Annotated in this window: 16 protein-coding genes; 11 read left to right on the top strand and 5 right to left on the bottom strand. The window is 63.6% G+C overall.

Annotation, left to right across the window (positions count from 1 at the left end; all coding sequences use genetic code 11):
• Positions 1-105: 105 nt before the first annotated feature.
• The 3 genes from AB0305_RS05965 (at position 106) to AB0305_RS05955 (ending at position 1,506) form a co-directional block, all read left to right on the top strand.
• The gene (locus AB0305_RS05965; RefSeq protein WP_366172081.1) at positions 106-738 is read left to right on the top strand and encodes a response regulator transcription factor; all 633 of its coding nucleotides are present in this window, start codon (positions 106-108) and stop codon (positions 736-738) included.
• Between the two features lie 111 nt (positions 739-849).
• Positions 850-1,290, top strand: coding sequence for a response regulator (locus AB0305_RS05960; protein WP_366172079.1), 441 nt, complete (start codon positions 850-852; stop codon positions 1,288-1,290).
• A 75-nt stretch (positions 1,291-1,365) separates the two neighbouring features.
• Positions 1,366-1,506, top strand: a complete 141-nt coding sequence (locus AB0305_RS05955; RefSeq protein ID WP_366172077.1) for an entericidin A/B family lipoprotein — start codon at positions 1,366-1,368, stop codon at positions 1,504-1,506.
• A gap of 93 nt (positions 1,507-1,599) precedes the next feature.
• Here the strand turns inward: AB0305_RS05955 and AB0305_RS05950 are convergent, their stop codons facing one another.
• Positions 1,600-3,039, bottom strand: coding sequence for a CHASE3 domain-containing protein (locus AB0305_RS05950; protein WP_366172075.1), 1,440 nt, complete (start codon positions 3,037-3,039; stop codon positions 1,600-1,602).
• Positions 3,040-3,256: 217 nt separating this feature from the next.
• Here AB0305_RS05950 and AB0305_RS05945 point away from each other — a divergent pair, with 217 nt between their 5' ends.
• From AB0305_RS05945 to AB0305_RS05935, 3 genes are all read left to right on the top strand, one after another.
• A complete protein-coding gene (locus tag AB0305_RS05945) occupies positions 3,257-3,430 on the top strand; it encodes a DUF1328 domain-containing protein (RefSeq protein WP_366172073.1) in 174 nt (57 codons plus the stop codon).
• Positions 3,431-3,573: 143 nt separating this feature from the next.
• Positions 3,574-3,999 carry a hypothetical protein gene (locus tag AB0305_RS05940; protein WP_366172071.1) on the top strand — a complete coding sequence of 142 codons (426 nt, stop codon included), beginning with the start codon at positions 3,574-3,576 and terminating at the stop codon, positions 3,997-3,999.
• A 38-nt stretch (positions 4,000-4,037) separates the two neighbouring features.
• Positions 4,038-4,589 (top strand): ferritin-like domain-containing protein, encoded by a 552-nt coding sequence (locus AB0305_RS05935; protein ID WP_366172069.1) that lies wholly within the window; start codon positions 4,038-4,040, stop codon positions 4,587-4,589.
• 131 nt (positions 4,590-4,720) lie between these two features.
• On the opposite strand, the gene AB0305_RS05930 is transcribed toward AB0305_RS05935, so the two are convergent.
• Positions 4,721-5,041: a DUF1840 domain-containing protein gene (locus tag AB0305_RS05930; protein ID WP_366172067.1), complete on the bottom strand. Its 321-nt coding sequence runs from the start codon at positions 5,039-5,041 to the stop codon at positions 4,721-4,723.
• A gap of 172 nt (positions 5,042-5,213) precedes the next feature.
• Between AB0305_RS05930 and argS the strand changes: the two genes are divergently transcribed.
• From argS to AB0305_RS05905, 5 genes are all read left to right on the top strand, one after another.
• Positions 5,214-7,004, top strand: coding sequence for an arginine--tRNA ligase (gene argS, locus AB0305_RS05925; protein ID WP_366172065.1), 1,791 nt, complete (start codon positions 5,214-5,216; stop codon positions 7,002-7,004).
• A 60-nt stretch (positions 7,005-7,064) separates the two neighbouring features.
• A complete protein-coding gene (locus AB0305_RS05920) occupies positions 7,065-7,772 on the top strand; it encodes an SPOR domain-containing protein (RefSeq protein WP_366172063.1) in 708 nt (235 codons plus the stop codon).
• A 98-nt stretch (positions 7,773-7,870) separates the two neighbouring features.
• Positions 7,871-8,557: a thiol:disulfide interchange protein DsbA/DsbL gene (locus AB0305_RS05915; RefSeq protein WP_366172061.1), complete on the top strand. Its 687-nt coding sequence runs from the start codon at positions 7,871-7,873 to the stop codon at positions 8,555-8,557.
• An 82-nt stretch (positions 8,558-8,639) separates the two neighbouring features.
• Positions 8,640-9,497, top strand: coding sequence for an SDR family oxidoreductase (locus AB0305_RS05910; protein ID WP_366172059.1), 858 nt, complete (start codon positions 8,640-8,642; stop codon positions 9,495-9,497).
• Positions 9,494-10,339, top strand: coding sequence for a helical backbone metal receptor (locus tag AB0305_RS05905; protein ID WP_366172057.1), 846 nt, complete (start codon positions 9,494-9,496; stop codon positions 10,337-10,339). Before AB0305_RS05910 ends, AB0305_RS05905 begins: the two co-directional genes overlap by 4 nt.
• Positions 10,340-10,403: 64 nt before the next feature.
• On the opposite strand, the gene AB0305_RS05900 is transcribed toward AB0305_RS05905, so the two are convergent.
• From AB0305_RS05900 to AB0305_RS05890, 3 genes are read right to left on the bottom strand one after another with little or no spacing between them, the layout of a single operon-like run.
• Positions 10,404-11,099, bottom strand: a complete 696-nt coding sequence (locus tag AB0305_RS05900; RefSeq protein ID WP_366172055.1) for a DUF1120 domain-containing protein — start codon at positions 11,097-11,099, stop codon at positions 10,404-10,406.
• 43 nt (positions 11,100-11,142) lie between these two features.
• Complete coding sequence (locus tag AB0305_RS05895; protein ID WP_366172053.1) at positions 11,143-11,850, bottom strand: DUF1120 domain-containing protein; 708 nt, start codon at positions 11,848-11,850, stop codon at positions 11,143-11,145.
• A 40-nt stretch (positions 11,851-11,890) separates the two neighbouring features.
• The gene (locus tag AB0305_RS05890; protein WP_366172051.1) at positions 11,891-12,589 is read right to left on the bottom strand and encodes a DUF1120 domain-containing protein; all 699 of its coding nucleotides are present in this window, start codon (positions 12,587-12,589) and stop codon (positions 11,891-11,893) included.
• Between the last annotated feature and the right edge of the window lie 30 nt (positions 12,590-12,619).

Raw genomic sequence — 12,619 nt, 5'->3', positions numbered from 1 at the left:
GGTGCCGGTTTCACGCTACAGTCCGATACAATTGCTGTCGTATCGAACCAACAAGCGCAGCGCGCAGGTGGAGTCAACCCGCCCAGCGCGCCCATAAGGAGCAGCATGATTCGCGTCCTGATTGCGGACGACCACGAGATCGTCCGCGCCGGCCTTCGGCAGTTCCTGTCCGAAGAGCGGGACATCGAAGTCGCGGGGGAAGCGGCAAGTGGGGAAGAGGTGATGGAGCAACTCCGCACCAACGCCTTCGACGTAGTCGTGCTCGACATTTCCATGCCCGACCGCAACGGCATTGACACGCTCAAGCTCGCCCGCCAGCGCCATCCGGATCTGCCCGTGCTGATCCTGTCCACCTTTCCGGAAGACCAGTACGCCATCAACCTCATTCGGGCCGGCGCCTCGGGGTATCTCACCAAGGAAAGCGCACCGGAAGAGCTCGTCAAGGCCATCCGCACCGTGTCGCAAGGCCGTCGCTATGTGAGCCCCACAGTGGCTGAACTGTTGATCGGCGGCCTGGAGAAGCCGACCGACCAGCCGTTGCACCAGACGCTGTCCAAGCGCGAATTCCAGATTTTCTGCAAGCTCGCGCGCGGCCAATCGGTGTCGATCATTGCCGACGAGTTGTTCTTAAGCGTCAAGACGGTCAGCACCTATCGCACCCGGATTCTGGAAAAGATGGGCATGAAATCCAATGCCGATCTGACGTACTACGCCATCAAAAACGGCTTGGTGGAGTGACGCCACCCCTGGCGCAAACCCCACCGCAATACGCCTAGCCGCCCCCACCCCTGTTGGCATGTAGGACAACGCCTGATACCACCTAGGCAACCCGGTGGCTACCATCAACGCATGCTGCATCAAGCCGTCACCCTCTCCACCCGTGGCCTGCGCGTCCTCCTGATCGAGGACTCCCCGGTGCTTCGCGGAATGGTGCTGGAATACCTCAAGGCCTCCGCCTTCGTGGCGACGGTCGAGTGGGCCGACACCGAAGACTTGGCCCTGACCCTCCTCGCGCAGGGCCACTACGATGTGATCATCGTGGATTTGCAGTTGCGCCAGGGGAACGGCTTCAAGGTGCTGCAAACCTTGCGCGATCAAGCCTCACCCAGCGTGCGCATTGTCTATACCAATCACGCTCAGGTGCCGACCTATCGGCAACGCTGCTTTGAGGCCGGCGCCAACTACTTCTTCGACAAATCGCTTGAGCTCGACAAGGTGTTTGAGGTGATCGAAGAACGCGCCGGCATGTCGCGTCCGCGCCCGCAGGCCGCTCACCATCCGCACGCCTGAAACGTCTGCGCGTCTGCTGCGCCATGACCCGGCATGGCGGTAGCCCCATCCGGTTTCTGACCCAAGGAGCATTCGATGAAGACCCTGTGTGCCGCCCTCGCGTTGATGTGTGTTTTCCTGGCAGGCTGCAACACCATGGCCGGTGCCGGCAAGGACATCCAGACCGGAGGCCAGAAGCTCGAAAACGCTGCCGACAACACCAAGCAGAAAATGTAAGCCGGCAAGCTGTAAGCCGGCAAGCGCCCAATGAAAAAAAGCCCCGACATGGGGCTTTTTGCTTTTGGTGTGTCGCACGAATCGCTGCGGCGCTCAGACCGCGGCACCGCCCGGTAACGCCGTCTGCGGGGCAGCAACGTGCTCCGCGTGGTCTGCACGTTCGAACACCGCATCCGTCGGCGGCAGCTCGACGATGATGGTCACGCCGCCACCCGGCATCGAGTCAATCGTGAGCGTGCCGCCCAGCGCAATGGCGCGCTGTTCCATCCCCAACAGCCCGTGATGACCGACCATGCGGCGGCGCTCGATATCGGCGGGAAAGCCTCGGCCGTTGTCACGCACGCGCAGGCGCACGCCCTCGTCTTCGTTCACATCCAGCGCCACCGATACTGACGTTGCATGCGCGTACTTCGATGCGTTCGTCAGCGATTCCTGCACGATGCGGTACAGCGCGATGGCCGCATCATCGGTCAGCTTGGGCATGTCGTCGGGCAGGCTGACCTCGGTATGCCAGCCGTTACGCACGCCCACGTCTTCGGTCAGTTGCGAGAGTGCTTCGACCAAGCCCAGGTTGAGCAGGATGGTCGGGCGCAGGTCTTCGATCAGACGGCGTTTAATCTGGATACCCTGATCGACGTGGGCCATCACGCGGGTGATTTTTTCGCTCACGGCCGGCTCGTTGGCTTGCATGCGCGAGCGCAGCCAGTGCAGATCCATCTTGGTGGCAGTGAGGATGGCGCCCAGCTCGTCGTGCAGTTCGCGCGCAAGGCGCGTCTTCTCGTCTTCGGTCACGCGTTGCAAGTGGGCAGCCAAATCGGAGAGCTGGCGCGTGCGTTCGCGCACCATGCGATCAAGCTTCAGGCTTTCTTCTTCCGCCTTGTCGCGCGCCTGTTCCGTCACCGCCAGACGCTTGGCGTGCTGCATGCCCAGCACGACCAGCAAGATGATGTTGACCGCGGTAATGAGCGCAATGCCATAACGCGAGAGCGCCAGATCGCGCTCGGCGTGTTCGAGGCTGCGGGCCACGGTGGCAATCTCGCGCTGGCGCAGGCGGTCCAGCCCCTGCCGCACCGCCTCCATCGAAGCCTTGCCGAAATCGGTACGAACCAGGTCAAGCGCCACTTCCAGATCGCGCTTGCCGTAGATGAGCGTGAGCTCCATTTCGGTGAGCTTGCGACTGACCTGCAGCGCGGTCTCCGAAAACAGCTTGAGCGCATCCGGATCGTTGGCGTAGTGGTCGCGGATCTCCGCCATCAACGCGTGGATGTGCGGGATGGCCTTGTTGTATGGGTCGAGGTATTCGTCCTTACCCGTGAGCAGGAAGCCGCGCTGGCCCGCCTCGGCGTTGACCAGTTCAGCGAGCAGTTCGTTGATGGCAGTTTCGGCTTGCTGCGATTGAATCACCTGCCGATAACCCTGGCTCAGGCGGACATTGCCCGTCTCCGAAGCAATCAGCACCCCGAGCGTCAGCAGAATGCCGACGGCGAGCAGCAGGGTGGAGCGCAAGGATGACCGCATGGCATGCAGACCCATGTGAAACGCGTCAAACCGCCCGGCGCGGCACGCGTTGCGTGTGTGTTTTTAGTAGGGGGCATGATACTCCGTGGCCGCCCGAGACGACACCTCGGGCGCACCCGGGCAGGCACGCTGCGTGCGTCACAGTACGCCGGCAGGGCGACGGGGCGACAGCGGCGCCACGATGCAGCGCAACAGCCCTGCCTCCCTACCATCCCGATCCGGAGGCAACAACATGCTGAAATGGGCACTGATCTTCGCCATCATTTCCGTAGTGGCGGGCGTGCTGGGCTTTACCGGCATTGCCACAGGCGCGGCGAGCATCGCCAAGATCCTGTTCTTCATCTTCGTGGTGCTGTTCGTGCTGTTTCTCATCCTGGGGGTCACCGTGTTCAAGGCGGTGGATTAGCGCCATCCCCTGAGCCGGTCGGGTCCGTGTCTTGCTAAACCAGTTGGGCACACGGCCCACCTCTTGGTGTGGGCCGGACCCGCAACCCACCACCCGCGCCGCCGGTGCGTGCTTCCCGCGGCGCCACGATGAGGAACCCCATCATGTCTCTCTTTGCCAGCCAACGCGTGCGCAGCCGCGTCGATGACATCAACGACCGCGCGCACCGCGCCATGAACAGCGCCAGCGATGCCGTCGATCACGCGCGCTACGCCGCACGTCCCGCTGTGGAAGATATCCAGAGCCTCCTGCATTCGCTCGAAAACGCCATCCATACCTTGACCGATGAAGGCAGCACCGAAGCCAGCCGGGCACGCCGCGCGCTGCGTGCCCGTGCAGACCAACTGCGCCGCGCCGCCAACGACCGTGCCCACCAGGCCCGGGAACGCGTGGACTGGGCGCTCGACCGCACGGAAGAAACCATTACGGGCGCGCCGTTCAAGTCGGTGGGCGTGGCGGTGGCGATCGGGGCGGCCATCGGCCTGGCGTTCGCCTTGGCAGGCAGCAGCCGGCGCGGCGAGCGCGAGTAACCCGGCGCCACGCCAATCTCACATTGAAGGAGCCCTGCATGACCCAGACCAACGCGGCCCCGGAAAGCCGCTTCCTTACCGATATCAAGACGCTGCGTGAACGCGCCCGCAAGCATATCGAGGAAGGCGCGGTGACCGACGACTACCAGGCTGATCGCGACACCGTGCTGCGCCTGTTGAACGAGGCCCTGGCAACGGAGTTGATCTGCGTGCTGCGCTACCGGCGACACCACTTCATGGCCAAGGGCATCAACGCCGACCCGATCGCCGAAGAATTCATGGTGCACGCCACCGAAGAGCAGCAGCACGCCGACAAGATCGCGGCGCGCATCGTGCAACTGGGCGGCGCGCCCAACTTCAACCCGGAAGGCTTATCGACGCGCAGTCATTCGGAATATGTGGAAGCCGACGGCCTGGTCGACATGATCAAGGAGAACCTGGTGGCCGAACGCATCGCCATCGACAGCTATCTGGAGATGATCCGCTATATCGGAGACCGGGACCCCACCACGCGGCGCGTGCTGGAAGAGATTCTCGCCGTAGAAGAGGAACACGCGGACGAACTGTCCGACATGCTTCACGACCAATAACGCCAACGCGGCAAGACGAGATACCGGCACGACATACCAACGTCAGCGCCAACCCCCTCCCCCGCTCCCGGCCCGACTGGCCGGATGCCCGGTCCACCCTTGCGGCGGCCGGGCATTTTTTTACTGAACGCTCAAACGCCCCACATCACGTTGGCGTTTTTCGGCAGCGACTCCTCCAGCATGTGCAGCAGCGGGTAAGCGCGCTGACCGAGGTGCGGCGGCTCTTCCTCGCCTTCATCGTCGTCCTTGGCCGTCAGTTCGGCCACCTTGATATGGGCCTGATGGGTATCGTCCTTGATGGCGCGCTTGAGGCGGTCGATGGCGTGCGGCATCTCTTCGGGGGTGATGACGCCGCGCTCGCCCAGCGTTTTACCGATCACGCCCAGCAACACCATGGCGAGATCCTTCTGCATGGAGAAACTTTGCGACTCGTGCGAAGTAAAGGTAATCATGATTCTTGGTTCCCTTGGTTGGGTGGGGGCGCAGATTGCCACGGCGGGGGTCTTCAACCGTCCAGACCGTGGCTCACCTGATAAAATTTCGTACTTTTCCCCGAACAACGCAACTGGCCGCGCCGGAACTGGATTTCAACCGGTTTCAGCACTGCCGGCGTCATGGTTTCTTATGCTGCCCTCCCACAAACAGACGATCGCCCAATTGTTGTCCGACGCCGTCGGCACCCTGCTGCCCGAGGGCCACGCCCGACCGGAGATCGTCCTGGAGCGCCCCAAGCAAGCCGCGCACGGCGACATCGCCTGTAACGTAGCGCTACAACTGGCCAAGCCGCTGGGCAAGAACCCGCGCGAACTCGCCGGCAGCATTGCCGACGCCATCCGCGCCGATGCCCGCGGCCAGCGCCTGGTTTCCGCCGTGGAAATCGCCGGCCCCGGCTTCATCAACCTGCGCCTGTCGGCGGCTGCGCGTGCCGACGTGATTGCCGCCGTGTTTGCCGAGGGCGACCGGTTTGGCGCCGCCAACACGCATGATGGCGCACCGGTGCTGGTGGAATTCGTCTCGGCCAACCCCACCGGCCCGCTGCACGTTGGCCACGGCCGCCAGGCTGCGCTGGGCGATGCACTGGCGAGCCTGCTCGACTGGCAGGGCCACAAGGTCCACCGCGAGTTCTACTACAACGACGCCGGCGTGCAGATCCAGAACCTGGCCGTCTCCGTCCAGGCCCGTGCGCGCGGCTTCAAGCCCGGCGACGCCAACTGGCCAGAAGCCGCCTACAACGGCGACTACATTGCCGACATCGCCGCCGACTACCTCGCCGGCAAGACCGTACGCGCCTCCGATGGCGAACCCGTGACAGGCGCCGGCGACGTCGAGAACATCGAAGCCATCCGCCGCTTTGCCGTCACGTACCTGCGCAACGAGCAGGACATCGACCTGCAGGCCTTTGGCGTGAAGTTCGACCGCTATTACCTTGAATCGTCGCTCTATACCGAGGGCAAGGTGCAGCAGACGGTGGATGCGCTCGTCGCCGCCGGCAAGACGTACGAGCAGGAAGGCGCGCTGTGGCTGCGCACGACGGACGACGGCGACGACAAGGACCGCGTCATGCGCAAGTCCGACGGCGCCTACACCTATTTCGTGCCCGACGTCGCCTACCACACCACCAAGTGGGGCCGCGGCTTCACGCAGGTCATCAACGTGCAGGGCAGCGACCACCACGGCACCATCGCTCGCGTGCGCGCCGGCCTCCAGGGCCTGAACATCGGCATCCCCAAGGGCTACCCCGACTACGTCCTGCACAAGATGGTCACGGTGATGAAGGACGGCGCCGAGGTGAAGATCTCCAAGCGCGCCGGCTCGTACGTGACGGTGCGCGACCTGATCGAATGGTCCAACGGCGATGCGGAGAGCGAATCCGGCATCGACACCATTCGCGCCTGCGTGGAAGCCGGCGAGCCGAACTGGCCGGCGCGCTTTACGCGCGGCCGCGATGCCGTGCGCTTCTTCCTGCTGTCGCGCAAGGCTGATACGGAGTTCGTCTTCGACGTCGACCTGGCGCTCAAGCAGAGCGATGAGAACCCGGTGTACTACGTGCAGTACGCCCACGCGCGTATTTGCTCGGTGTTCGAGCGCGCCGGCGTTGACGCGACCTCGCTCACCAGCGCGGATCTGGCTGCCGTGACCGGCCCGGACGTCAGCCCACAGGCAACGGCCCTGGTGCAGCGTCTGGCAGCCTTCCCAGACATGCTGGCCGACGCCGCACGCGAGCTGGCCCCGCATGCCGTGGCCTTCTACCTGCGCGACCTGGCGGGCGACTTCCACGCGTTCTACAACGCCGATCGCGTGCTGGTCGACGACGAGGCCGTCAAGCGCGCCCGCCTGGCGCTGCTGGCCGCCACGCGCCAGGTGCTACGCAACGGGCTGGCGGTGATCGGCGTATCGGCCCCGCAAAAGATGTAAAGGCGCACGATTTGGCATCACACGGCGCTCTTATAATCGGGCGCTTCTAGAAGGATCGACATGGCACGCAATACGCAATCTTCCCGTGTCCGCTCGCAATGGGGCGGCACGTTTCTGGGTCTGGTGCTCGGGCTGATCGTCGGTTTGGCGATCGCCGTGGTGGTGGCGGTGTACATCACCAAGGCGCCGGTGCCGTTCGTGGCGCGCGGCGGCGCCCAGCCCAAGTCGACCGAAGCCGGCAACGTGGTCAACACGCTGCCGACGCCGGCGCAAACCGCTCCGCAAGCCAGCGCACCGCAGGCGGCAGACCCGAACGCACCGCTGTGGAGCCGCGTACCGCCCAAGCCAGTCGATCAGCCGGATGCCAACAACCCGCCGCCGGGCATCACCATCCACCCCGCGCAGCCGGGCTCGGCACCGCAGGTTGCTAGCGCACCGGCCGCCAAGCCGCCAAAGCCGCCGGTGACCGCCGCCAACGAGAAACCGGTCACCGACCCGATCGCCGAGATCGCCCGCCAGGATGCCGCCAAGACGGGCTACTTCCTGCAAGTCGGCGCTTACAAATCGGCTGAAGACGCCGAGCGCCAGAAGGGCAACCTGGCCATGCAGGGCTTTGAAGCCAAGGTGACGCAGCGTGAAGTGAACGGCGCCACCATGTACCGCGTGCGTCTGGGGCCGTACAACTCGCTCGACGATATGACCGCCGCACGCAGCCGCCTGCAGTCTTCAGGCGTGGAATCGTCGGTCATCCGCTTTGCCCGCCAGTGACGTGAAAAACCGTCGGCGCCAGAACCCGCAGGGCTGGCGCCGGTCAGAAGCCTGAAGATCGGGTTGCCGATCGTCCTTCGCCCTACATCCAACTCACCATGAAAAAACTCGCTGCCCTCCTGATTGCTCTCGCCGCCGGTGCCGGCCTGCTGATGACCGCGCCGGCCCAGGCCCAGACCGCCCCCGTGGCTGGCCGGGACTACAAAGTGCTGCAACCCGCACAACCGGTGGCAGCCGGCAAGATCGAGGTCACTGAGTTCTTCGGCTACTGGTGCCCGCACTGCAACCACTTCGAGAGCACCTGGGAAGCCTGGGGCGCCAAGCAAGGCAAGGACGTGGTCATCAAGCACGTGCCGGTTGCTTTCCAGAACGACGCCCGCCTGGTGCCGTATTCGCGCATCTACTACACGCTCGAAGCCCTGGGCAAACTCAACGCCAAGAGCAGCAAGGGCATCTCGATGCACGCCCGCATCTTCGACGCCATCCACGGAGCAGACCGCTTGAACGTCGGCCGTGACAAGGCCCAGCAGGAACAGATCATTGGCGACTTTGTGACCAAGGAAGGCCTCGACCGCAAGGCGTTCATGGACACCTACAACTCGTTCGCCGTGAACTCCAACGTGATGCGCGCCAACCAACTGACCGAGCAATACCGCATTGACGGCGTGCCGACCGTGGTGGTGCAGGGCAAGTATGTGATCTCGCCCGACGAAGCCGGCGGTTACGTCAAGACGATGCAGACGCTCGACTACCTGGTCCAGCAAGTCCGGGCCGGCAAGATGTAAGGAAGGCCGGCCGCGCGGCGGTTCTACCCCGCGTTACCGCCTTGCCAACGCCCGCCATCGTGCGGGCGTTTTCATATGCGGCATGTGTGATCAGTTGCCCATTTCTCCACGCCAGACGACACCCGACATCGACATCCCTATGAGCCAAATCGTTTTCATCACCGGCGCCTCCAGCGGCATCGGCCAGGCGCTGGCGCGGCAGTATGCAGCGCAGGGCGCCACGCTCGGGCTGGTCGCGCGGCGTGTGGAGGTGCTGCACGATTTCGTACAGACACTACCATCCGGTATCCAGGGGAGCTGCCATTGCTATGCCGCCGACGTGCGCAGCGCGGAGTCGATGCGCGAGGCAGCCAGCGCCTTCATCGCCACGGCGGGCGTACCGGACGTGGTGATCGCCAACGCCGGCATTTCAGAGGGCACCGACCTATGCGAGCCCGGTGATCTGGCGGCCTTTGCCCGCGTCATGGACACCAACTGGATGGGCACGCTCAACACCTTCCAACCCTTCGTCGCGCCCATGCTGGCGCGCGCCAAACCGGGGCAACCTGGCGGCACACTCGTCGGCATTGCCAGCGTGGCGGGTGTGCGCGGCCTGCCGGGCGCAGCGGCATATAGCGCTTCCAAATCGGCGGTGATCAAGCTGATGGAAAGCCTGCGGGTGGAATTCGGCCCCCGTGGGTTGCGCATCGTCACCATCGCCCCGGGCTACATCCGCACGCCCATGACGGACCATAACCCCTATCCGATGCCCTTCCTGATGCCGGTGGACCAGTTCGCGCAGAAGGCTGTGCATGCGATCCACCGTGGTGTGCGCTTTACCGTGCTGCCGTGGCAGATGGGCGTGGTTGCCAAGCTGCTGCACGTGCTGCCGCGCTGGCTGTATGACTTCGCCTTTGCGCGCGCACCGCGCAAACCCCGTAAGCCTGAGAATTCGCAATGATCTTGACCGACGCGCTCGGCAACGCGCACACCCCCGTCGACACCACGCCGCGCATCGCCAGCCTGGTGCCTTCGATTACCGACCTGCTGTTCTCGCTCGACCTGGGCGACCAGCTCGTCGCCCGCACCGGCTTCTGCATCCACCCGCGCGAGGCGGTGCGCAACGTGCCCAAGGTGGGCGGCACCAAGACCGTCAAGCTCGACCGCCTGCGCGAGCTGGCGCCCACGCACATCATCGTCAACATCGACGAGAACACGCGCCCGACCGTCGACAAGCTGCGTGAGTTCGTCCCCAACATCATCGTCACGCATCCGTGCGCGCCGGAAGACAACCTCGGGCTATATCAACTGCTGGGCGGCATTTTCCGCCGCGAGGCGCAAGCGCGAACATTGTCTGAAGCGCTGACGCACGAGCTGGATGCCCTGCGTGGCCGCCACTTCCTGCCGCGCCGCGTGCTCTACGCCATCTGGCAAGACCCGTGGATGACGGTGTCGCGCGATACGTATATCTCCCGTATGCTCAAGCTCGTCAATTTCCACACGTGGCCGGAAGACCCAGCGCCCGTGCAATGCGGGGTGGAAAAAAGCGGCGACTGCGCCCGCCCGAATCGCCCGGACACACGCTACCCCACCTTCCGCTGGAGCAGCGACGTGGTGCGTAACATTGACTGCGTGCTGCTTTCCACCGAGCCCTACAGCTTTACCGAAGAGCACGTCGATGCGCTGGAGAAGCAGATCGGCAAGCCGGTCTACCTGGTGGATGGCGAAATGGTGTCGTGGTACGGCAGCCGCGCCATCGAAGGCGTGCGCTATCTGGGGCAACTGGCGCGGGAGTTGCGGTAGCCAAAGAAAAAGCCGTCTGATGTCGAGACGGCTTTTTGCTGGGCGGTAAAACAGCCTTGGCTGCTTACTGGTAGCTGATGGTGAACGTGCTCTGCCCGTTGAGCGGCGTATCTTGGGACGCTTGCATGCGGGAGCCATAGTTCAGTGCCGCACGAATCGTCATCGGGAAGACAAAGTTCTTCCCGAGCACCGGGGTCATTCCATTACCTGCCGTCACGAGCGCGCCACCAGTGAAGTACATCGGGCCCGCACCCGCGTTCCAACGTAGCCCGTTATCGGTCGAATAGATTGCAGCCTTGGGTGAGCCATCCACCGTCGGTGCGGACACGACCAGCGAATACCCCCCCATCTCCGTGATGGTGCCGCTCATGTCCCCCTTTCCCAATCCGAAGATCTGCCCGTCGACACCGACGCCCACCGCGTTTCGCATCTCGGCGCCGACCATCCGGCTATCCGCTTGCATGTCCTGCACCTGGAACGCCACGCGCTTGTCTGCGGAGCACGTGACGTTAAGCGATGCTGTCTTGGAGACCATCTGGTAATACGCATTGGCCGGCAAATCCACCAGCTTGATCCTGCCGAAGTCAACGATGCCGCCGCCATCAAAGCTGGCAGAACACGCCGCCGGCACGATTGTGCCCGTGACGGTCATGTCCGCCGTTTGCGGGGTCATTTGCGCAAAAGCCGACGACGCACCCATCGAGAAGAAGCCAGCCACTATGACAGCAATCGTGGTCTTGTGCAGGTGTTGACGTTGCATGGTGTTTCCTTTCGTATCTTGAGCGATCGCGGGCTTGTGCCGCTTACTGGTAGTTGATGGCAATCGTGGTCTGGCCGTTGAATGGCGTGTCTTGTGCAACTTGCAAGCGCGAGCCGTAATTCAGCGCCACCTGAACCGTTACCGGAAAGACGAAGCGCGTCCCCGTAATCGGCGTGGTTCCAGTGGCACCCGTCACGAACGCGCCGTCGTTGTAGGACATCAAGCCCAGACTCGCCCGCCAGCTTGCACCGTTGTCGATCGTATAAACCAACGCGCTGGAGGCCCCGTCGATCTTAGGGGCCGACACCGTCAGCGAATAGCTCCCCAGACTTGTAGACCCACTGCCCACCGTCGCCATGCCCAATCCGAAAATCTGGCCGTCGACACTGGCCCCTGTCGCAGTCCGCATCTCTGCGCCAACGATCCGGCTATCCGGCTGCATGTCCAACACCCTGACCATCACACGTTTCTTGCTGGCGCATGTCACGTTGAGCGACATGGTCTTGGTGCCCATCCGGTAGTGCGCATTGGCTGGCAAATCGATCAACCGGGCTCTACCGAAATCGAACACACCACCGCCTTCAAAATCAACCGAACACGCCGCCGGCACGATCGTGCCCGTGACGGTCATATCTGCCGACTGCGGCACCTGCTGAGCGAAAGCCGCTGACGTGCCCAGAGAAAACAGGCCCGCCGCCGCAACCGCAATCATGGCTTTGTGCATCGTGGGTGTTTGCATGGTGTGTTTCATATTGAATCTCGAATCCTGTGCGCCCACAGGCGCGCGCCGGTTATTGGTAGCTGATGGCGAACACTGCTTGGCCGTTGAGACGGGTGTCTTGCGCCACCTGCAGGCGCGAACCATAGTTCAGCGCGGCCCGGATGATCAGCGGAAACGTGAAACTGGTGCCGGTGACGGGCGCCGTCGCGGTGCTGCCAGCGGTATGCAGCCGCGCGCCATCTGCAGCAATCCAATCGCTCGGCCCTGTCCAGCTTGTACCGCCATTTGGCGAATAGATATTGATGCGCCTCGTCGTGTTGACGACAGGCGCGCCCAGTGCCACGACGTAGCTCCCCAATATCACGGGGGTTCCGCCCACCGTGCCGGCGCCCAACCCGAGGAGGGTGACATCCCAACTTGTCCCGAGCGCCGTTTGCATTTCAGTGCCTGTGATCCGGTTCGAGGCCTGCAAGTCCGTCACGGCAAAAGCCACGCGCTTGTTGGAGGTGCAGCTCACAGTCAGATCGACGTTCTTGGTACCCAACGGATAGAGTGCGCTGTTAGGCAGATCAATCAGCCTGATGGTCCCGAAATCGACCGTACCGCCGCCCGTGAAGCTGGCTGAACACGCTGCCGGCACGATGGTGCCCGTGACCGACATGTCCGCCGTCTGCGGCGTCATCTGCGCCGAGGCCGTGGCGGCACTCATGGCGAGCCAACCGCCAACAGCAGCGGCAATGAGCGGTTTGAAAGCAGAGTGCATTTGCATGGTGTTCCTCAAAGTCGTCGTATGTGTCGA

This window comes from Arthrobacter sp. NPDC080086 (assembly GCF_040702285.1).
This window is presented reverse-complemented; position numbering and strand designations above follow the sequence as displayed.